We start from the raw sequence: 25,621 nt of genomic DNA on the forward strand, positions 1-25,621 counted from the left end.
TAAAATAGTTTTTTGTTCTTATTTGTTCTTAATTTTGAAAATAATTCTCTAACGTTAGATTTTATAAATTTTTGATCTTATATCTAAACTGATAAAAATTAAACAAACTATTTTTATTGATTTACCTACAAATCATCGAAAACTCATAAAAATAACTTTGAGGTGTATTATGAAAAATCCAAAAAAAGTACTCACTTACTTAGGTATGACAACTGGGGTAACTGCAGGTGCTTCTTTAGGAGCTGTTGGTGTATTGTTGTCTTTACATAATACTAGTCAAGTACCCCGCCAACAAAAATACTATTTCATGGAATTAAAAAACCAAATAAACAAAACTTCAAATGCATTAAAATTACTTTCACAAAAGCAACAAAATAACGATAAAATTAAAAATTTATCTTCAGAAGTTGATTATGCAAATCAGCTTTTGAGAAACGAAAATGCAAGCATTGCATTGATGCTTGAGCAAAGAAACAAACTTAAAAAAGAAACACCTAAAGCACTATTAAGTGTAGTGAGTGATCTTGATCAAGCTAAAAATCTTATCAATGAATATTGTTCATTGGTTAAAGATGTTGATTTGCAAAACGCTATTTCAGCTTCTAAAGATAAAGTTGTAAATCAGTTATCTTTTGAACAAAACAAAGTTTCAGCTCTAAACTCATTTTTCCAAGTAGTTGATCCAATCATTGCGCAAGAAAATGACTTTTTAATCACATTAGAAACTAAAATTTGGACTAATCATAAACGGTTAATACAAGATAGTTCCAGTAAATTTAGTACTAAAGAAAAGAGTGCATTATTATCAACAATTGATCAAATTTTAAACTTATTAGCTGAACCTAATTACTCTAAAGACTCGTTAATTGAGTATGAAAAAGTTTATGATCAAATGGTTGATAAGCTTTCTTTAATTAAAGAGCAAGAAAACAAATTGCTTAATAAATTTCTAGAAAATGTGATTCGAGTGACAAATGAAGTTAGCGATTTAGACATTGATCGTTCGATCATAAATAATTTTTTGCAACGTATCGAACATTACAAAACGGTTGCAACAAGTCCCTGACCAACATTAGCAATTGATAAAAGTGAAGAAATTGCATATTTAAACACGCTAGTTAACAATCAACTTGAAATTTTAATTAAGAAAACTCCTGATACTAACAAGCTATTACAAACTTTATCACAAAGTTTGGAAAATTTGAAATCAGTTTCTAATGATTTACAATTGCAAAATTTAGTTAATTTACAAGTTCGAAAAATTGCAAGCAATCCTAAATCAAGTCATGTTCAAATTTTAAAGATTATTGCTCAAGCTAGTGATTTATCAATTACAATCAAAAATATTGAAAAATTAATTGATACTATTAAAACTAAAATTAATGTTCATTTAGCTGATAAAAACCTTTCTCAATCAGAAAATGAAGCTTTTAAATCCAGATTAGATGATATTATTGGCTCAAATTTTGATCATATTGATCAATATTTAACTGAGTTAAACTCATTATATAATGACATTTACGACAATGTCCTTTTAGGTTCGCTATTTAAGAATTCACTTAAAAAACTTAATGATCAAATCGAAGAATCGCTTAATAAAGGATTTAATCTTGATAAAAGAACCTTAACTCAAATGTCTCTTGAAGTGTCTGATTTTTTTAAATCTAATCCTTCGATCAAGGATTTGAATCAATTTTTAGTCAAGCAAATTGATAAATTGAGAAAAATTAATCGTGCAGAATTAAAGAATTGATACAATTTATCGCTTTCAATTTTGGAACAAAATGATGAAATTGATTCAAAAATTAAGGACAAGCTTAAGTTTTTAAATTCTCAAGCAATAACCTTAATTCCACAAAATTCAACCGCAATTAGAGAAGACTTGCAAAATTTAATCAAACAATACCGATCAGAATTTGACAAAACTAATATTAGTAAAGAACTTTCAAATGCATTAGTAAAATATTCTCAGACCAAGGATGCTATTTTTGAAGTTTTTGCTAATGATAAAAAACAAATTGACTCATCTTTTGGTAATGCTCTTCTTGCTCAGGTTGAAGAGTTATCAAAACAAGCTAAAATAATTGCTTCAAACCCTTCTTTATCAGCATCTGATAAAGAAAAAACATTTATGCAAATTGAAAAACAGCTTAAGCTGATTGAACAAAACGTTTCAATTTTTAAAAACCTTGAACCACAAATATCAAGTGCAGAAGCAACTTTAGCAACTTCAAAAAATAGAAAAGCTGAACAAAGATATTTACAAGAGCAAGCAGATAAAATTAACCAAGTCAAAGCTGTCATATTTCAAGCTTTAAAACAAATTTCAAGCGATCATAATTTATCTGATTTAACACAACAAATTAATCAAGCCATTAATGATTACAAAGAAAAACAAGCTCAATATCAAGGTGGGGTGTTTTTAACTGAAACCAAAAAACAAATTAATCAACTTTTTAATCCTTATTCACTTGGTGGAGCTCCAACTAAAATGCAACAAAGGATTTTAAATCAGCTAAATTCATACCAAACACAACTCAGCTCAAGTTCAATAAGTACCGAGAAAAGAAAAGAGATGAATGATCAAGTGTCTAGCATCCTTGAAGTAGCTAATTCTATAATACAATTAGAATTAGAGCATAATGCTTTAGAAAATTTAGTCTCAGAAAATGATGCTAAAGATTATTCTAAATTTAAACCTAATGCACATTTTACATCTGCAAAAAGTCTCATTGCTAAATCAAATAAATACATAGATAGTTTTTTGACTTCTCAATTAAATGAAAACAAAATTCAAACTCAAGTTAAAGAATTAAAAGATAAAAACCATGAATTATCTTTAGCTATTTCTCTTGCCTTTTTACAAAAGACAAATGCCCAGATTCAAGAATTAAAAACTAATGATTCTAGTTTAATCTCAACCGATCCATATAAGCAGATTAATTCTTCAATTGAAAAAATAAATACTCAAATTGAAAAGGTAATTAGCGATAACAATAAAACTATAGATCAAATTGAACAATTGGAAGAAAGTCTTAAAAACTATCTTAAATTAGCTGAGATACTTAAAACATTTATTGATAGGTTAAAAACTATTAAGCAAAGTGATAATCCAATTACATATAATGTTTTAGTTAATTCAATTATCAACAAGCCAAATTCTGGGACATTAAATGAACCAAAAAATACTTTAATTAATTTTGGAGATTCACTTTCAGTAGTTGAATTTAAAGTTTCAATTTTAAAAGATCAACTTTCAAAGGTCTCTGCACGTATAAATGCAGAAAATGAAGTTAAAAAGTTGGAAAAAATTTATGGACAAGACGAAAGAAACCGTACTATTTTTGATGATTCAATCAAAATCTTTGACAATAAATTATCTGATTATAAGATTAAAATAGCAGATTTTTATGCAAGCAATGCTAATCTATTATCATTAAGTGATGAAATTGATTTTTATCAAAAAAGTCAATTAGTTCATAAAAGCGAAATTGAAAAGACTTGAAATGATGTTATTGATTTAAAATCAAATTTACAAAGCGAATATAATCAGAAAAAAGTTTCTGATGGTTTGAATACGTCAAAACATACTGATGCAGTTTTTACTGATTTTGATGCTTTAAAAGACTCTAAAGATAATAGCGGTAAAAACACAACATCAATTAACCAATTAGAAGAAAAACTCGAACAGCTTGATTTAGCATATCAACAAGATTCATTATTATATGCATCAAGTGAATTAAAAAGTAAGATTAATTCTTCTGATAATTATTCAAATAATGTTAAGCAATATTCCAATTCTTGAAAAAGTGTTATAAATAATTGAAATAATGCCATTGAGCAAACTGTTGATAGTTATAAAGAAGTTTCGGATCTGACTAAAATTAAACAAGATTTTCAAAAGATTTCAGCTTTAAATTCACTTATTGATCAGATAAAAACTATCCTAGATTATTCAGAAAAACAAAAAACAAATGTAAATGTTTTGGATAAATTCAAAATTCAAAATACTTATGCAAGTTTTAAAGCAAGTGATTTTTATAATCAAAGTTCACAAAGCATTATAGCTTTGAGAGATGAATTAAGAAATTTATATTTTGACAATATTTCAATTGAAGATGCTAAATCAATTCAAAAAGAAAAGATCAATGCTTACAAAACATTAATAGATTCTAAACTTGAATCGCTAAAAAATAACATTGATAATAACTTAAAAACTCAAATTGATACTAAGTTACAAGAACTTTTGTCTTCAATTAATACAGTTAAGGATAAAAATGAGTTAATCCAAATTGATAATGAATTAAGTTCAATTCAACTTAAAGATCAAATTCTTCGACAATTGGCAAATACAACTCACAAAGCTCAAAGTCTAGTAAAAAACAATAATATTCCTACAGGAAAAGCAAGTAATGAATCGATTATCAATTTAATTACTAGCATTTACAATAGCTATAAAGATGAATATTTAAGTTTAAGTCCTTTAGAAATTAATTCTAAAGAGAAACAAATTAATGATAAGATCGCTTTATTTAATAAATTTAGCAAAATTTATACCCAAGTTACAAAAGCTCAAAGTGACCTTGAATCAAAATATCTAAAAGATAATAAAACAGATATTAAATCCAAAATGAATGAATATTTTGATGTTTTAATTGTTGATTTAAATAAAGAAATACCAACAATGAATAAACTTTTTGAAGTTGAAAATACACTCAATTCATTGAATAAATTGATCACTCTACAAGCAGAAAAATTGCAAATTCAAAATCAAGTGTTTAATGAAAATACATCTTATAATGACACATATTCAGGTGCACAAAAAACTGATTATGGATTTAAAGATGATGCACAAAATCTTGCTAAAGCAATTTTAAACAGTGTGCCTTCAAAGTCGCAAGATGCTACTGATATTGACGCAATTCTTTACCCTACTTTAATTAAAGAATTTGAAAATGCTTATGATTTATACAAAGTTCGTAAAAAAGCATTAGATCAAATTTATAAAAATTCTAATTTATCTAGTGAACAAGGGATTAAAAATAAAGAGTTTGCAAAACTATCTTCAAATGATAATGCTGATCAAAAATATAATGAACTAAAGGACCGAGGAGAAAAATTCTTCCATACTCAAGCCCAAGAAATTGCTAAAGCACAAAACATTACTCAAATAAATAATGCAATTTCAAGCGTTTCTGAAATTGATGTATTTTTTGATAAATACAAACGCATTGCAGAGCTTATTGATTCTACAAAAAGTCTAAAAACTAGTGCTAATGGATTAATTCAAAATGATAATGTTAAAGCTTCATTAGATATGCTTAATGAGCAAATTATTAAAGGACAAAACTATTATTATAACGAGAAAAATAATGCAAATCTTGATCAAAATATCTCATCATTAGAAACATATACTTTCCGTTTAAATGTAGCAATTCAAGTGGCTAATAAACAAAATGAATTAACTAACTTTAATTCTAATGAAGGGGATGAACAATATTTAGGCACTCAAGCTAAGGTTCCATTAGAAAATATTCTTAATCAAGTTTTTCAAGAATTAAAAGTAAGTTCTTTACTTGAAACTAAAGATAATTATGAACGATTATTAGAAAAATATGTTTCAGGCGTTTCGAATCATTCTTATGCAATTGCATTAATTAATTCTAAAATACTTCAAACTAACATTCATAAAGCTCAACAATATCTAAAATCATATAAGACTAAAATTAGTGCAAATTCAAAATATGAATCAGCAAAGATACAAGTTTTATATTCAAATTTAGAAAACAAAATCAATCAAGCACTACAAGTTCTACATAATCCAATTCATAATGAAAGTGAAAAAATAAAACTAGCTAGCGAACTTTATAATTCAAATGATGGAGCATTAGATTTAATTCTAAAAGCCCAAAGAGATAAATCAAAACATGCTTATCAAACACATTTAAATTTAGACAGATTTATTGCTAATAATTTTAGCAATTCAACCAATTCACCTAAGTTGAACGATTATAGTGATGTTGCATTAAATCCACTTAATAGTATTGATCTTTCTACTCCTGAAAAGTTAGAAGAGTTTAATGATAAGTTAATTAAAGCCCAAGAAAAGTATCAAGATCAAAGAGTAGCTTTATTCAAATGAGAAGCAAACCGCTACAACTCATATAAAGAAAAATTTGAACAATTTTATAATTTTTTAAATACCGAAAATACTGATGGAGCAAGCAAAAATCTTATTTTAGAAACTACTGGAATCACTCAAAATGATTTAGATAATTTTAATAGTGTAATTAATCCTACATCAGGCGATAAAGTTTATGTAAATGCACGTGAATATGCTCAAAAAGTTAACCAAGATGATCAAAAAATTAAATCATGACTTAAAGAATTTGAGCAAAATGATGTAATAAATTTACTTACTACTGTGGCAAATGAATTAAGCAATTATTATTTAAATTTAATTTCAATTAAATCAATTCCTTCAATTTTAATTAAAATTACTAATTTAAACAAGATTAAAGATGAATTGAATGACAACTCAAGTCAAAATCAAAGTCAAAATGTTCGTTCAGCGATAAAAGTTATCGATTCTCAAAATACTTTAGATAATAAAATTAATGAATTTATTAATTTATTATCAAATGTGTCGCAAAATGATATTAAAAGCGATGCAAATGAGAATAATATTTCTTTTTCTAATTCTAAGGATGATAATACAAAATCACAAAGAAATCAGTACTTTGAAAAATACAAAAGCATTGTTATTTCTTTAGCAAAAGCAAAAGAAAAATTAATGGATTTGGTATTTGGTACTTCGAATTCAGAACCAAATACACTTTCGAAAATATTAAGTAAATTTATAAAAGGAATCGAAAATTTTGCAGGTATAGCAAACATTGATAACATCTTGAAATTTATAATTGATAAAAAACAAAAAACTGAAAATTCTGATGAATTTAATGTAGTTAAAACTGAATATGATAAACTTGCAAAACCTTCTCTAGAAAGTGTTGAAGAATTAAATAATTTATCATCTTCAAAAGCTAGTGATTTTGATATTTATAAATCAATAACAAAAGGCTTTGATTTAGCTTTTAAATTATTTAACTGAACTAAAGATTCTAAAAATACTAATTTATTTTTTGACTTTCTGAATCAATCAAAAAGCGGAAAAGCAAATTATCAAGATATTGTGGCTAAAGATAACACTACATTAGAAAAGTTTAAAAGAACTATAGAAGACCAAGATATTTCAGAAGAGGACTTAAATATTGATGGTGTTAATTGCAAAGCAAAAAAAATTAATCAACATATGAAAGATGATACACAAGGAAAATTAGGTAGTTTATTTAATTGTTTTAACATTCTTAAATGTGACAATCCGGTTTTTGACACAGAAAATATAGATGTTTTTGTTTATAAATCAGCTTCAGATATTGAATCAAAATATGTCTCATCACATTTAACTGCTAAACCTGAAATTAAAAAGGGATTTATTAATCTTTACTTTAGATTTAAAAAACCGAGTTCATTATCTAAAGAAAATAGTGCTTTTGGAGAAATTGATAATTTTGGAATTAAGTTTGAAAATGTTGGAATTTCATTTAAAACATTAGATACATTTGAGATCACAAAAGAAAATATTAAAGATACAAATGCATTAAGTCAGACTCTTTTTACTGCTGAAGAAGCCGGATGAAATAATCTCCAAGCAGCGTCTCGTTTATTTAGTGCATTTAATAAACATTCTTTAGTAAAAGGAATTAAGGACAAAATCCCATTTTATACTGAAAAAATTGACGAAGATATAAACGCGCAAACATCTCAAACATCAAATTCATCTCCTGAATTTAGAATTAAGATTAAATTAACTGGTAAATATAAAGAATACACTCAATCTGGTGAAAAAATTTATTGAAGAACATTGAATCCAAATTTTGTTTCAGATACTGGTCTTCAACATCAAAATACTGAAAATTACATAAATAGTCTTATTAAAAAAGCCGAATGAGATGATTGAGAAAAATATCAATATAAATACGACACTTCAAAAGACAAAGACAAAGACCTACTATTTTTACCTTTTATTATTGGAATACCTATGGAAAAAGATAATGAAAAAGTATTGATGGTTATTTCATGGCAGATTCTAAATCGTTTTGATAAAAATAATAGTTCCAATACACAAAACATTTCTTTAGGAAACGAAGAAAAATTACGAAATATTTTTTTCTTTAAAAGAACTACAAACGGACAAAAAGATGACCAAACAAAAGATGACGAAAAATTCTTTCAATATGTAATTGAACGAATTAGATATAGAGATCTTGTTGCATTGTCGTTCAAAAATTTAGTTAATTCAGGTTTATGAAAAAATGATTCTAATATCGAGATGATAGATAAAATTTCCGGTAATGGTGGAGTTGGAACAGATGAGTTTTATCAAGCGATTGGAAATGATGGTTTCTTTAACATTAAATTTAAATTACATTAATTAAGTTTAAGGAGAAGTATGGTTAAAATGAAAAATAGCAAATTCAAAAAATCTATTCTTATTCCCACATTTTTAGCAAGTTCTACATTAGCTACTGGCCTTGGTGCAACATTATTTACAATTCATTCAAATGAACAGATTAATCAAGCAAACGTTTATGGGAATTTTCTTGAAAGCGAAAACTTGTTTAAAATTTATGCTCCGTATATTCAAGTTTCACAAACTAAAAAAGATCAAGTTTCTAATATCTATGAACAAGGTAAACAAGAATGAAATTCCAATGATAAGGACTTAAGTGAAAAATTACTTTTGCTTGATAAAGCACAAGAACAAGTTTTTAATTTTTACATTGATCATATGCATGAGATTCAAATTCCAGATCAAGGGTCTTTAGAATTTTGGAATAAAGTTATTGCCAATCAAGCAAATCGGATTAGAGAACTTGACTTAAAGCAACAACTTTCGCAACATTATGATCATAGTGCTAAGTTTTTTGCTCTCTTGCATACTAACAATAAAGAGCAAAAACAAGAATGTTTAAAAAACCTTTCAAACCAAATTAATCAATTAGTTAGCTCCCAAAATGATATTTTCAATCCTTTTATTAAACAACTTGAACAAACAGCAAATAAGTTAGATACATTACCCTTTAATGGATTAAAAAAAGATGCCCATGCATCTTTGACCCCACTATACTCAAGTATTATTAGCACCAATGTCAACTTAAATCAAGTTGAAATCGCGGCCCAAGATACCAATAATCAAGTTGCTAAAATTGAAAAAATGATCGCCGAATCGCAAACTGAGATTAATGAAATTAATCAATATTTAAGTTCAATTGAACCTTATGTAAATAATACTGCTTATACTCAAAAAGAAAAGGATAATGTTGCAAAATTTATTAATTCAGCTAAAACTAATTTAGATTTAGCTTTCACTAAAGCTGATATTAATCAAATTCGTAATGATGTGGTAACTTTTTATCAACAAATTTCAGATACTCAAAAGTCAGTCGATGAACTAAAACAAGTTATTTCTGAGCTTGCTGGATATGTCGAAAAATTCAATTCTTTACTTGATTTTAATAAACAAACAATTAACAAATTAATTATTCAAACCGGCTTAATTAACAACAAAAAGATGCTCATTTCAACTAAAAGCGATCTTTTTAGTGAGTTTTATGCCCTTAAATTTTGTGATCAATTACTTAATGATTTAAAACAAAAAAGTAACTTAGCATTTCAAAATAATATTATTAACAAGAGCAAGCTAAATTTAATTAACTCTCAAATAAATACTCTTGTTAATAAAGGATTAAGCACTAAAGATTTATCAGAGCAATTATTTGCATTTTATAATTCTCAAACCAAAGAATTGGAAAAATTAGGTGATTTAGATCAAGAATTCAAAATGCTCCAATCACAAATATCAGAAGTTAAAATCTTGAAATTTACTAATTCAGATATTAAAAGTAAGCTTAATGAATTGAATAATCAAGTGATCCAAACTTATTTAAATGCAAATAATTCAGTTTATTTAAGTTCAATTAAAAATCAGCTTCATGAAGAGCTTAGAACCATTTTAAAAAGCAATCTTAAAAACTTAATTCTTTTAGCCGAACAAGAAATTAAATCAATTAATGATCTAAATGAGCCAGACAATACAAAAATTGCTAAAAAAGCTCAAGAACTTAAAAAGATTTCAAATCAAATAAAGCAAGATTTTAATCCAATTTCATCAACAAAGTTAATTGAAAAAATTAAACTTTACAATAATAAACTTCAAAATTTAATAAATGATAATAAACATAATCAAACTAAAATATTTTCTAGTTTTACAAACGATCATTTAAAAGAAGTGTTTTCAAACGATCAACCTGATTATGTTCCAACATTAAATGAACAAAAACGGATTGAATTGTATAATGAACTGAAAAATCAACTTGGTGCTCTTCGTCCACAAGTTGATCAAGAAAGTGGAGATGTTGAATTACAGATTAAAATTGAAAATATTGCCGAAAAGCTTAAAAATTTAACTATTACTGGGAATGATTTTCGTAAATTATCAGTGCTTGAACAAGAGGCTCAAAAAGTCATTGACCAAAAACAAGCTGATCCAATTTCGGTTTTAATTCAACCTTACATTGATGCAGTTATTTCAATTAATTTGCAAATAGATGCTTTATTTAGCAATCCGAATGTAACTTTAAGTCATATTTCGAGCATTGAAAAACAATTAGAAAGTGCTTTAAAAGAATTAAGCCAAGTAGATATTAAAATTCTTTTTGATCAAAAAATCAATCAATTAAAAACTACAATTGATCTCAATTATCCGAGTGATCTTTCAAATTTAGGAGCAAAAGCATTAATTAAACAACATGAACAATTAATTAAAGATTCGCTAGATATATCAAATGCAAACAAAATTCGTAGTTCAACCCTTAGAATTAATCAATTAATTCAACTCATTCCAAGTTTAAAAGAGCTTGAAGAAAGCAAAACTAAACTATTAAATACAATTTCTGAAAAAGTTTCAGCACCATATATCGGTGATAAAACAAATCAAGCAATTTCAAGAGCAAGGGAAGCAGTTCAAAATGCTGACGATCTTATTAATATGTTGAATTTATCGTATATCCTTGTTAATAAACAAGAACTTCAAAATTCACAGAGCCAATTACTTAAGCTTGAAAAAGAAATTTTAAGTAATTATGTTGAAGACACAATTAATATAATTGATCAAGCTCTTAAAAATAATTTACCAACTCAAGACGGAAGAGCAAATGATTTTTATAAAGAGAGCTTAAATGAAATTCATGATTTTATTGCATATCAAAAATCGCCTGAATTATCAGCAAAAATGGAATTATTCAAAAATTTAGCTGATATTTCTTTAGAGTTATTAGACTTTTACAATTTATATAATTCAGAACAAAATAAAGATTTATCTGATTATATTGAGCAATTATTGCAAAGTAATAATTTATCAATTCAAGACACAAAAGAAGAAATTATTTCTAAAACTAATCTTTTAAGAAAAGAATTTTATATTATTAAAGCCAAAAAATCGTTATTAGATGTTTATCAACAATTAAAGGGTATTTTAGAACAAAATAAGAACTGAAAAATTTATCAAACACTTCAAAATGATATTGATGCTGTTTTAAATCAAAATAATTCCATTATTAATAATCAAGATCTAACTATTGAGCAAATTCAAGCTCAAAAAGATCAGTTACAAAGTCAAATTCAACTTTATCAAACCAAAAAAGAAGATCTTTTAACTTTATTTAACCAAGCCATAAATAATGTTGATGCTAAGCAAATTTTTTTAGACAATAATGTGCTCAAATTAATTAAAAGTAATGAAACTTATCAATTTAACACTTATTATAATGCAATTAAAAATGAATATCTAAGCGATAAAAGTCTTGAAAAAAGAAATAATGTCGATACCAATGATATTAAAGCTTATTTAAGTAAATTAGAAATTGGTTATTTAAAAGACTTAACCTTGAATAAACTTCAAGATTTTAGCGATATTTTAAATTCACTAAAATCAAAAGATTCGAATTTATTAAACAAAATTAAAAATGATCAAAATAGTCTTGTTTCTTGAATAAAAAACAAAATTCAATCAAGCAATTTTTTATTGCAAGAAGTTAAAGAACTAAACCAAAATATCAATCAACTTTTAAATCTAGTTAATTTACAAAAAAGAATTGTCAATTATCCTGAAAAAAATAATTCAACGCAAGAACTTAATGCAGCAATTCAAGCTTCAATTGTGGATGATAGTAGTTTTGAACAAATTAATGTTAAATACTCAGAATTAGTTAAAACATATCTAGACAAAGCCTCAAGTGAAGAAATTAAAGAAAATATTATTGCAATTTTAGAAAATAATGATTTAACTAAAGGGACCTATGGAATTGTTAAAATCCTAAATAATGAATTGGGATCAGATTTTGATTCAAATGTTATTAATAAGTTAAATAATTATGTCTCTAGTGTTAAAAATTCATTAAATTCTGATTTTGCAAATGAAAATATTAAAAAGATTTTTACTCAAGTTAATCAAATTAGAAATCAAATTCCCCAAATTGCTCAATTAGCAACAAATTTGGGAATTGTTCAAAGTACACTTGGTAATTTAAGTAATAGTGATTCAAATTTAATTAAAACACTTTCTTCAAAAATTCAAAAATTATTAACCCAAGCCAAAGATAGTTACTTTAACAAATCCACTATAGATAAAAATAACAATGAATACTACACAAATTTAAGCGATCAAATTGATATTAATACTAAAATACTAATTGCTTCAGAATCTTTAGCTACAAAACTTGATCAAATTCATAAAATTATCAACAAATCAAACTTTAATTTAAGAAACATAAGTGGTCAAAATGGTTCAGATAAATTAAAGCAAATTAATGATTACTTAACTAGTTTTGAACAATTGGCTATAAATTCAGAATCAGAGGATATAATCAATGATTTAACTTCCAAAGCAAATTCATTCAAAAATATTATTAAAGCAGATCAAGATGTTTTAATTTATACAAATAGTTTAGCGATTAATAGCTTTGCAAGTTCAAGTAATGATATTAATGATCTGATTGAAATTGTTTGAGATAGTATTCCAAATTCAAGCCCAATTCAGAATTTTTCATTTAAAGACAAATTGGCGAATTCATTATTGGATTTATCATCTAATAATTCAAAAAGCGTGAATGAATATAAAAATATCAGTGAACAAATTATTCATCAAATTCATACTCAAAAAACCCTTATAGCATCACGTAATAAATATCGTAACGAAACCAATGTTAAAATTAATTCACTTAAAGCTTTTTCTTTTGCTCCTTTAGTTCATAATGATTTAAAACATAGTCTAATTAACTTTTTGGATCAATTACAACATCAAAACAATATTGAAAATAGTTTGACTATTGCTCCTGATGATTCTGGTCAGTTAAATAGTATTCGTAATCAAGTTAATATTATCCAAAAGAATCTTAAATCTTTACAAGATTTATCTAAAAAAGTATATGAACTAAAAAATTTAAGCGATTCTATCATTAGCAAAGATTCACTAGTTAATGATGCTATTGTTCAAGCAAATGAGTTAATAAGTAAAGCAAAAGAATATTACAATAATACTGATAAAATGAGTTCAGAAGGCGAAACATCAATTTATGCTGTTATTCAGCAAGTTGAAAAAATAAACTTTAAACTTAGTTTATTAAATCAATATCAAAAAGTTAAAATTCAATGTGAAAATGATGATGTTTTAACTGAAAGCGAAAAGGATGTGATTAAATCTAAATTAAATGAATTTGTGACTGAATACAACAAACAAGACGCAAATTTAGAGCAATTATTTAGCAAATACTTTAGAAAAGTTACTAATGTAAAAGTGGGAGAACGAGTTAATGTTAAAAATTCACTTATTGAATATGTTTTAGAAAATGCAATTAAATTAAAAAGAGAATACAATAAAGCACTAACTTATATTTCCTTGCAGGATTCTCGAATTGATAATGCAGCTGTAAAAACTAAATTCAATCAAATTCATTCATTAATTCATGGATCAAATGGTGTGCTTGAAACTTTAGCTAATAAAAACAATAATGAAGAAACTAAAATTCATTTATTAAACACTATCACCAACAATATTAGTCAATTGATTAGTGTTAAACGAGAACAGATAAATCAACTTTTAAGTTCAAATAATGAGCTAAAAAGTTACATTGATTCCAATATTAAAAAAATTGATTCCAATTCATCAATTACTTATATTTTCGATTTTCTTCAAAAAGGAATTAATGATTTACAAGATGCAACATCAAAAGCAAAAAATCTATCATATTCAGAAATTAATGATTATTTAGCAAAAGCAATGGATGTTGCTCAATCACAAATCTTTGATTTGTATAACAGAGCTAGAAATGTGGTTAAAAATATTCAATTAGACATTTTGGATTTTGTTAATGATTTTGCTCCAAACAAAACAAGAGTAAGATCTGGTTCAGATTTTGACCCAGAAGATTATAAAGATCTTTTAGTAGTTAAAGATCAAATTGATAATGTTTTAAGAATAGATTTTAGCAATGTTTCGAATTATTCGATTAAACTAGATGCATTAATAGAAATAATCAAGGGAAATTTTAAAAATATTATTGATACTTTTGTTAAAAAAATTAAAGATAAATTTAAACAAAAATTTGAAGATTCAAACGGATTTTATGTCAAATTAATTAAAAAATTAGATGAACATAAGAAAAATATTCAAAATAAAACTCAAAACTTATATAAACAAAATCAAGTTGAAGATTTAGAAAATCAATATGATAACTTTAAGAGCGAGTATGAAAGTGTTAATGATGTTTACAAATCATTATCAAATAAAAACGATTCAACTTCATTATCTAATTTTGCCATTTTAGTCGATAAATTAAATCATAGTTTTTTAGATTTACAAAAGGCTATTAAAAATACAATTAACAAAACTTTGGAGAAAAACCCACTTGAGCCAATCTTTGCTGATTTATATCATACAATTAAGTACGAAACAGAATCAGATAACACAAAAGATATTAAAGAGAATTTCAATAAATTCAAACAATCAATTACAACTCTTTCTAATACAGTAAATACTGAAAATAATTTTGATTTTAAAAGTTTAAATCAAACTAGTAAATTAACCGATGATTTATCAAATTTAATTGGAAAAATAAATGAATATGCTGATTGGATTAAAAATTCAGATAATAATAAATTTTTATTCAATCAACTTGAAACAGATCCTAAAAAAAATAACGATTTTAAACCAATAGAAGAAAATTTAGATAAAAACTTTGATAAAAAATATAAGGTAATTATTACCAATAAGGAATACACTAGAAAGAAATTTAAAACTACATTTGATAGCATTGTAACTAATGATTCAAACGCAAACACTACTAAATTAGTGGAAATTGGTAGCAATGATAAATTTTTAGAAATGTTCGAACAATTTGCGTTCACGAATAAAGACATTAAAGATGATAGTGAAATAAAATCAGTTTTCTCACCATTAAAACTTAAAGTTTATATTAAAAAATACGATGAAAGTGGCTGATTTAATTTAGTTTCTCCAACAAAAGAAGAAGTGGATCGCCAATCATTAAAAGCAAAAGTGGTTTATTCATACGAATCAAATAACACTGATATTGGTGTAGCTCAAGTAGAAAAAGAAGTGGTTATCACCTTTAAAACTCTTGATAAAATCGAAATCCCAAGTGGAACATCAAGCATATTTATCAATGATAAGTTCAAAGTTGGAACTGAAGCAAAATATGAAGTGATTGATGTTGATGAAGCTGGTTGAAATATTGAACAAGTTGCAGAAGAGGAAAGCTCTAATGCAACAACCACCAAAGAAAAAGTTATTAAAAAAGTTATTAAAAAAGTTTATAACAAAATGAAAAACGCTATTTTTAATTCTAGTGGCATAAGTGAAAATCAAGTGTCATCGAATAATGTAAGAAATAATAAAGAAAATAGTGATTCAAACCAAAGAAAAAGTGCATATTTAGATAAAGACAATTCAAAAACAATAACTAATTATGGCTTTGATTTTGAAAATCAATTATCAATACCTGTTAATTACAATGTTTCTTTAACATCAACTAAAGATTACGAAATATTAAATATCATGCCACTTGATAATGAAAAAGGCTTTGCCTTTCTCCAAATTAACGGAGGATATGTTACAGGTTTTCCAGGATATGGAACTTGAGGGGATACTAGTAAACCAGAATCGATTGATTTATTTTTAAGTGGTCATGGAGAGAATCCTACTAATAATATTTATGGTAAAGAAAATACAAGTTACTGAACAACTCCTCAAGACAAACTTCCTACAGGTGTTAATTTTAATTTATATACTTTTAATATTGATTATGATCCAGTTAAACGAAAAGTATATTTTTACAATTCGTGAACTGAAAACATACTATTCTTAATTGATAAAGATAAACTTTTAGATAGTATTAAAAAATATAAACAGTGCAATTCATTAAATGAGACTGATAAAAAATTTTTATCAGAATTAGAAACAAAATTAAATACTGACACATCTCATTATAGAATAGAACCTGAGGAATTAGCAAAAACATTTTCAATTTTTGCCTCATTCAATAATTCGATTTTTATGAATGATAAAAATGATGCAAATTGATTAGTGGTTAGTCAACATCAATCACTAGGTGGTATTCCAATTTATCCAATTACTGGTGGTCAAAACACTGTATATCGAACCAATAAGGATAAACCTGAAAGTGCTAAGTTAAGAGATGTACCTACTAGTGATTTTAATAACACAAGCAATCAATTGATCAAATCATCAGCACGTCAAGCGCTTTATTCGGCTTCAATTAATAAATTCTGATTCAAGATTCGTTAATTATTTGATTTAAAAACAGATAATATCTAAATGCACTTATTTAGTTTATAAGTGCATTTTAATTTCTGGAAAAGTTTTCACAAATTCCAAAATCGCCTTTTTAGATTGTTTATAATATAGATATCTTATATAATAGTAAGATAATAAATTTTTAATTTAAAATGATAAAATTTTGAAAAAACTTTGAGGTGTATTATGAAAAAATCCAAAAAAGCACTCGCTTCTCTAGCCATTAGCGTTGGAATTACAGGTGGAGCTGCTTTAGTTTCGGCTGGTGTGTTATTATCTTTACATAATCAGTATAAAGTCAAACCAACTCAGACATATTTTTTTACAGAGCTTAAAAATCAAGTTACCAAAACTACTAATGCATTAAAAGCTCTTTCACCTGAGCAAGTTCAAAATGAACAGATTAAAAATTTAAAGAATGAAATTGATTACGCCAATCAACTTTTAGCTAATGAAAAATCTTCAATTGCTTTAATGCTTCAACAAAGAAACAAACTTAAACAAGAAACTCCTAAAGCACTTTTAAGTGTAGTCAATGATGAGCAAGAAGCTAAAAATTTAGTTGAACAATATTATTCATTAGTCAAAGATGTTGATTACCAAAGTATAGTAAATAACTCAAAAGATAAAGTAATTCAAGAACTTTCATCACCGACAAATAAAAAACAAGCTTTAAATGCTTTTTATGAAATGATTGATCCATTGATTGCTCAGCAAAATGACTTTTCGTTTGAACTAGAAACTAAAATTTGAACTAATCATGAACAATTAATCAAAAACAGCTCAACTCAGTTTAGTGCACAAGAAAAAAGTGCGCTTCTTTCAACTATTGAGCAAATTTTAAACTTACTTCACCAACCACAATACTCACGTGATGCAGTGGTGACATATGAAAAAGTTTTTGATGAAATGGTTGATAAACTCTCACAAAACAAAGAAAAAGAAAATAAATCACTCAATAACTTTTTAGAAAATGTAATCAGAGTTCGAAGTGAAGTTAATGATTTAAAAATTGACGATTCTCTAAGAGCGAATTTTCTAGAGCGAATTGATAATTTTAAAAATATTGCTCTAAGTGATTCACCAAGCTTAGCTCTTACTAAATCTGAAGAAATTGTTTTTTTAAATGATTTAGTTAATAATCAATTATCCACTTTAATTCAAGAATCGCCTGATATTGATAAATTACGTCAAACACTTTCACAAAATTTAGCAAATCTTAAATCAACCCAGTTTATTCCAGCTGTGCATGATCTAGTTCAAATGCATATTGAAAAGATTTCTGCGAATCCAACCGATACTCAAGTTGATCTTTTAAATAGTATTGCTCAAGTTAATGATTTATCAAGTACAGTTAAAAACATTGAAAAATTAATTGACACTATTAACATTGAAACTAATAAATATTTAAATGAAAAAAATCTAGCCCAAGCTGATGTCCAAGCTTTTGATAAGCAACTTGATACTATTGTTAAATCCAATTTTGAAAATATTAATGATTATTTAACAAAATTAAATCAATTACACAATAACATTTACGACAATGTCCTTTTAGGCTCAGTCTTTAAAAACTCACTAAAAAAACTTAATGATCAAATCCTTGAATCAATTGATAAGGGATTTGATGTTGATAAAAACGCATTAAGTCAAATGTTATTGACCGTACAAAACATTCTTAACTCAAACCCTTCAATCAAAGATCTTAACGATACTTTAAGGGTACAAAGTAACTTACTTAGAGAGACCAACCGGAAAGAACTTAAGAATTGATACGATTCGGCTGTTTTAATTCTTGACGACACTACCAATGACATTGATGGAAAAATTAAAGATAAACTCAAGTTCTTAAACTCTCAAGCAATTAAACTCATTCCACAAGATTCAACTGCTATTCGTGAAGAATTACAAATTCTAATTCGTCAATATCGCGAAGAAATTGCAAAATCTCACATTAGCGAAGGGTTACAAAAAACTTTACTTCAATATTCACGTACCAAAGATGATCTGTTTGGTGTTTTTGGTGCTACTGATGGTAAAATTAATTCGCCTTTTGGAGCTAAATTACTTGAACAAGCTCAAGAACTTGCTAAACAAGCTAAAATTATTGCTCAAAATCCAGGTCTAACTCAAGCTCAAAAAGAAGAAAGATTTGTTCAAATTCAAAAACAACTGATTCAACTTGGAGAAAATGCTCAAAAATTCAAAGAACTTGAAGCTCAAGTAGCTCTTGGAGAAGAAACGATTGCTTCATCGAATGGTAGAAAGGCCGAACAAGTTTATTTAGAAAAAGAAACTCTTGCGATTAATAAAATCAAAAACAAAATTCTTGAAGCCTTAAATAATGGCTCAAGTGCAAATGATTTAGACGATCTTAAAGATCAAATGACTCAAGCAATCAAGGATTATAAAGATAAACAGGCCGAATATCAAGGTGGCCAAGCATTAAAAGATTATTTTAAACAAATTAACGATGCTTTTGCTCCATATTCACTTGGCGGTGCACCAACTACAATGCAAAAGAAATTGCTTGATAAGCTTAGTGAGTACCAAAAGCAACTAGCTTCAACTACTCTAACCCCTGGACAACGTGATGTCCTTAATGAGCAAGTGCTCAAGTTAATGGAAGTTGTTCAATCAGCCAAAGATTTAGAAGTCAAAAACAATGATCTAAAAAGCTTAGTTAACAATACTCAAAATAATAATTATGGCTCATTCAAACCAACTACTCAATTTACTAATGCAACCAATTTAACTAATGAAGTGGATACTTATTTAGTTGATTTATTTAACCCAGATTTTGATAAAGGCAAAATTGCCACCTTTGTTCAACGTTTAACTACTCAAAACTCTGAACTTGAGCTAGCTATTTCAATCGCCTTATTACAAAAAACTAATGCCACTATTCAGGCAAACAAGATTACTGATACTAATTTACTTAATACAAGCCCTTACAGTGACATTAATAATTCAATTGAAAGTATTAATACTCAAGTTAATCAATTACTTAATACTCAAGACAAAACTCAAGCTCAAATCGATGGACTTGAAAGTTCGATCAAACACTATTCAAGGCTAGCTTTAGCTCTCAAGGCTAGTGCAGATAAGTTAAAAGACCTTAATGACCAAACAAATCCAATTGCTTATGAAGCGTTAAAAAAATCAATTATCAATAAACCAAGTAGTGGAACTCCGAATGAACCAGCAAATAGTTTAATTGTTTTTGGTGATACCCCTTCGACAATAGATTTTAAAACTCGGATTTTAACTTCTGAACTTGATAAAGCTAATATAAGAGTACAAGCTGAAAATAATATCAAGCTTTTAGAAGCTGTTTACACACAAGCACAGCGTAACCACGCTATTTTTGATGATGCAGTTAGTGTATTTGATGCTAAAGTGGCTGATTATAAAAAACAAGTAGAACAATTTTATGCAAGTATAGTTAACTTAACCACCTTGCGTGATGAAATTGATTCTTACACTAATCGTGAAAAATCCATTCGCGATGCAATTCAAGCAGCTTGAGATAAAGCAATTTTACAAAAAACCACTTTACAAAATGACTATAATAAACTTAAAATGGCTGATGGAATTACTACTATTACCCATACTACTAAAGTATTTACTGATTTTGGAACCTTGGTTAATGCTACTGATCAAAGTGGTAAGAAAACTACACTCACTCAAACCCTACTTGATAAATTGCAAGAACTTCCTCTTGCGTATGCCAAAGATTCATTTATTCATACTGCTGATCAAATTAATACTAAATTAGATCCATTCGCTACTTATTCAAGTGATATTACCACTCCTTATAGCAATGATTGAAAAACCATTATTACAAATTGAAAAAATGCTCTTAAGGATACTGTTAACACCTACAATGATGCTTCAGATCTAGTTAAAATTAAACGAGATTACCAAAAAATCTCAGCTTTAAATTCGCTTATAGCTCAATTTAAAACCATTTTTGATTATTTAGATAATACTTCTAAATCAGACACAACTAAAAAGAATGTCCAAGTTTTAACTACCCAACGCCCAAACAATACTTTATTCACTAAGTTAAATGATAAAAATACTTACCAAAACTTAAGTACAACTGATTTTTATAACAAAACTCCTCAAAACATTCTTACTTTAAGAAACGAATTTAGAAACTTTTATCTTGATAACGTTTCAATTGAAGATGCCAAAGCTTCACAAATCACTAAGATTAAAGATTATAAAAAGAATGTTGATGATAAAATTGATGCAATTACTAATATTGACCCCCAATTAAAAACTCAAATTGATAATAAACTTCAAGATCTCTTAACACAAACTAATGGTGTACAACAAAAAGATCAACTCATTACCATTGATGATGAATTAAGTAAAATTCAATTCAAAGAAGAAAATCTTAAACAACTCGCAATCAAAACTCAAAATGCTAAAACCTTAATTCAAAATAATAACAGTGTCCCAAAAAATGAAATAGGAAAAAAATCAATTATTACATCAATTCAAAATATTTACACCAATTATCAAAATGATTATTTAATGCTTGATGCATTAGAAATGATTAACAAAGATAACCAACTTGAAGAAAAGATTGCTCTATTTAGTAAATTTAATCAAGTTTACACTCAAGTGCAAACTGAAAAAAATAATCTTACTATTCAATATGCTGAAGGTACTGGAGCACAAGGTACTGCTCAAGCTGGTTTAACAAAAATGCAAGGCTACTATGATCATTTAACTCAACAATTAAATACATCTTCAATCACTCAATCATTAATCTATACTGTTGAACATAATTTATCAACCTTGCAAAAATTAATTCAAGTTCAAGGTGATAAATTAACCATTCAAGCCCAAGTGCTTAGTGATACTGATTATAATAATTACACTTATAAAACTGGTACTGCACCAGCAAATTATGGATTTGATACTGATGCTAAAAAACTTGCTGATGCTATTTTAAAAAGCATCCCTGATAATAGTAAAACTGATACTCAAATTGAAACAGAATTAAATCCTAATTTAGTCAATGAATTCCAACAAGCTTATGATTTATACCTAGCACGTAAAAACGCCCTTGATTTCCTTTACAAAGATGGACAAGTTGTAGCTCAGAATGGAATTAAAACTAAAGAAGTTGCGCAATTAAAAAATGGTAATAATGTTCAAAGCAAATATACAAAACTCAAAGAAAAAGCCGATGATTTCTTCCACAAACAAGCTCAAGCGATTCAAAACGCAACTGATAAAGCCACAATTGATAGTTCAACTTTACAAGCTGTGGAATTTGATGTTTTCTTTGATAAATACAAAAAAATTGCTGATTTAGTTGATTTAGGTACTCAAGCTAAAAATACAATTAATGCAGCAGGCACACCAATTTCTAGCGATACTAATGTTACTAATTCAATTACTAAATTAGATGATGAAATTACTAGATCCGAAGGATATTATTACACTTCTAAAAACGACCAGGAACTTGATCGAGCTATTTTCTTACTCGAAGCATACACTGCTAGATTAAAATTAGCTCAAGCTACAGCTCAAAAGCATCAAGAATTAAATAATTTTAATACCATTTCAACTAATGGAGAGTTTTTAAGTACTAATGCCAAAACTCCACTTTCCAATATCATTAATCAACCATTTACTGATTTAGCTAATGATCCAAATTTAGAAACCAAAGAAAATTACGATAAATTACTTGAAAAATATATTACTGGTTCATCGAATACTTCGTATAGTATTGCTTTTGTTGATTCAAAAATTCTTCAATCTAGCATTCAAAAAGGTCAAGAATATTTGACTAGTTATAAAGCAAAAATTGCACAAAATCAGGATTATGAAACTCCAGAGATTAAAAATTTATACAACGAACTTGAAGCTAAGATCACCGAAGCCACTAATGCCTTAGAAAAAAACCAACATGACGAACCAGAAAAAATAAGATTAGCTCACGAAATTTATAATTCAAACAATGGAGCACTTGATAAAATCTTAAATGCCGAACGTGAAAAAGCTAAAAAAGCTTATGCTTTACACTTATCATTGGATAAATTTATCACTAACCATTTTGCTGGATCGAACACTTCTCCAAAAATGCAAGATTATAAAACAATAGCATTGGATCCGCTTGAAACCATTGATATTTCAACTGCTGTTAAATTAGAACAATTTAACACTAATTTAACTAATGCACAAGATAAATATCAAGACCAAAGAGTTGATTTATTCAAATGAGAAGCTAATCGCTACAAATCATATAAAGAAAAGTTTGATCAATTTTATAATTTATTAAATAATAATCAAACTAATGGTGCTAATAAAAACTTTATTCTCGAAGTGACTGGAATTAATCAAGGAGAGTTAGATAATTATAATAATACAATTAACAATCCTCCGACTAGTGATGCCTTGCATACTGATGCTAAGAATAATGTTGATCGGTTAAACCAAAACAATGCTGATATTAAAAATTGAATTAAAACTCAAACCCAAAATACTGCAATTGAACAAATATCTACTGTGGCTGATGAAATCTTTAATTACTACTCAAATCTTATTTCAATTAAATCAATTCCTTCAATTTTAATTAAATTTACCAATTTAAATAAAATCAAAGAAGAGTTAATGGATAGTGCTAATATTGAGAATGTTCGTAAATCACTTAAAACTACCCATTCAGAGACAAATATTTTAAGTAATAGAATTAATGCATTTATTAATGAAATGGGTAATGCAACCAATAATGTTCAAACCACAATTAGAGCTGAAGTAAATGAAAGCAATGATTCATTTAGTAATGGAACTCCAGCAAATATTTCAGCTGCAAGAACTACATACTTTAATAATTATCAAACAATTGTTACCGCTCTAGCAAAAGCCAAAGACAAATTGCTTGAATTAGTGTTCGGAACCGGAGCTAGCGACCAAGACACACTTCAAAAAGTGCTTGCTAAATTTATTGATGGAGCTACTAATTTTGATGGTAGAGCAAATCTTGCTAACTTTTTAAAATATATTGCTTCACAAACCCAAGCAAGTCCAAATATTGCAGCTAATCAAGATAAATTTACTGTTGTTAAAAATGAATATAGAAAAATCTCTGATCCTTCTAAACAAAGTGAAACCGCTTTAAACAATCTCCAAAAAACTACAGCAAGTGATATAGATATTTTTGGAGCAATTACTAAAGGATTTGACTTAGCTTTAAAACTCTTTGATTGAACTACTGATCCAAAAAACACAGATTTATTCTTTGATTTTCTTACTGAAACTGTTGATGGAACCTTTAATTATGCCAACATTGTTGCCAAAGCTTCAACAACACTAGAAAAATTTAGAGACATTATTACTGGCAATACCCTTAATGAGGAAAATCTTACTATTGATGGAACTGCATACAAAGGTAAAAAACTTAATGGTCAAATCGATGCAAATGGTAATGGATTACTCGGCAATTTATTTAATCAATTTAACATTTTAAAAGGAAATGATAAAGATTACTTTAATAGAGATAATGTTGATGTATATTTAATTAAACCAACAAACCAAAATAATGCTCAATATGTCACATCACGTTTAACTCCTGATCCAAAAAAGAAAAAAGGATTTGTTAACCTTTACTTTAAATTCCGCAAACCAAATAATGTCACTGATACTACTAGTGCCTTTAGTAATGTTGATACTTTTGGAGTTAAATTTGATAATGTGGGTATTGAGTTTAATACAATTGATTTTCTTACTCTTAATAAAGAAAATATTCGAAATGCTAGTGCTTTAGATCAAACACTCTTCACAGCTGAAGAAGCTGGATGAAATAATTTAGAAGCACCATCTCGTATATTAAGTGCATTTAACAAATACTCACTTGTTAAAGCTATTGGTGATAACACTACATTTTATTCAGAAGATTGAACAAAAAAAATTGACGAAAAATTAACTGGTGATCCAAATCAATTAACAAATTCAAGTCCAAGTTTTAGAATTAAACTTAATATGAAGAATCAATTTAGAGGTTATATACAAAATTTTAATGATAGAAACTTTCAAATTTTTTGAAAAACACTAAACCCAAATTTTGTCTCAGATACTGGAATTCAATATCAAAACAGCCCCGATTATATTAGTGAATTAATTTCGAGTGCCGATCAAACAAATTACAAGTGAGCACAAACTCACCAATATGTTTATAATCCCCAAAAAGATGCTGGTAAAAATCTCTTATTCTTACCAATTGTTATTGGTGTCCCAGTTTTCAATACACATTCAAGAAATGGTGACCCATTTTCAATCATGGTTTTAACTTGACAAATTTTAATGCGTTTTGATAAAAATCCCACTTCAAATTCTCAAAACATTAGTTTAGGAAGTGAAAATGTACTTAAACGAGTATTCTTTGTGCAACGTACCAATAATGGTCGTAGCGGAAATGCTCCGACAGTTACCTCTGAAGGATTTATAAACTATGTAATGAGTAAAATTAAAGTTAGAGATTTAGAAGATTTAAGCTTTAAAGATTTAAGAAGTTCACGTCTATGAAATGCTGATCCATATGTTGAAGTAAATGATAAAGATTCAGGTCTAGGCGGAATCGGAACAGATGAATTTTATAATGCTATTGGACCAAACGGAAAATTTGAAGTTAAAATCAAGCTTCACTAA

Annotated in this window: 3 protein-coding genes; all 3 read left to right on the forward strand. The window is 27.0% G+C overall.

Annotated elements, in window-relative coordinates; all coding sequences use genetic code 4:
• Nucleotides 1-169: 169 nt before the first annotated feature.
• The 3 genes from NPA11_RS01490 (at nucleotide 170) to NPA11_RS01500 (ending at nucleotide 25,621) form a co-directional block, all read left to right on the forward strand.
• Nucleotides 170-8,494, forward strand: coding sequence for a hypothetical protein (locus NPA11_RS01490; protein WP_257043880.1), 8,325 nt, complete (start codon nucleotides 170-172; stop codon nucleotides 8,492-8,494).
• A gap of 18 nt (nucleotides 8,495-8,512) precedes the next feature.
• Nucleotides 8,513-16,945 carry a hypothetical protein gene (locus NPA11_RS01495; RefSeq protein WP_257043881.1) on the forward strand — a complete coding sequence of 2,811 codons (8,433 nt, stop codon included), beginning with the start codon at nucleotides 8,513-8,515 and terminating at the stop codon, nucleotides 16,943-16,945.
• Nucleotides 16,946-17,140: 195 nt separating this feature from the next.
• Entirely contained in the window at nucleotides 17,141-25,621 is an 8,481-nt protein-coding gene (locus tag NPA11_RS01500; protein WP_257043882.1) for a hypothetical protein, read from the forward strand.

Origin of the sequence: Mycoplasma sp. 1578d, assembly GCF_024582695.1 — a bacterium.
In the GTDB taxonomy this organism is placed as follows: Bacteria; Bacillota_I; Bacilli_A; order Mycoplasmatales; family Metamycoplasmataceae; genus Mycoplasmopsis.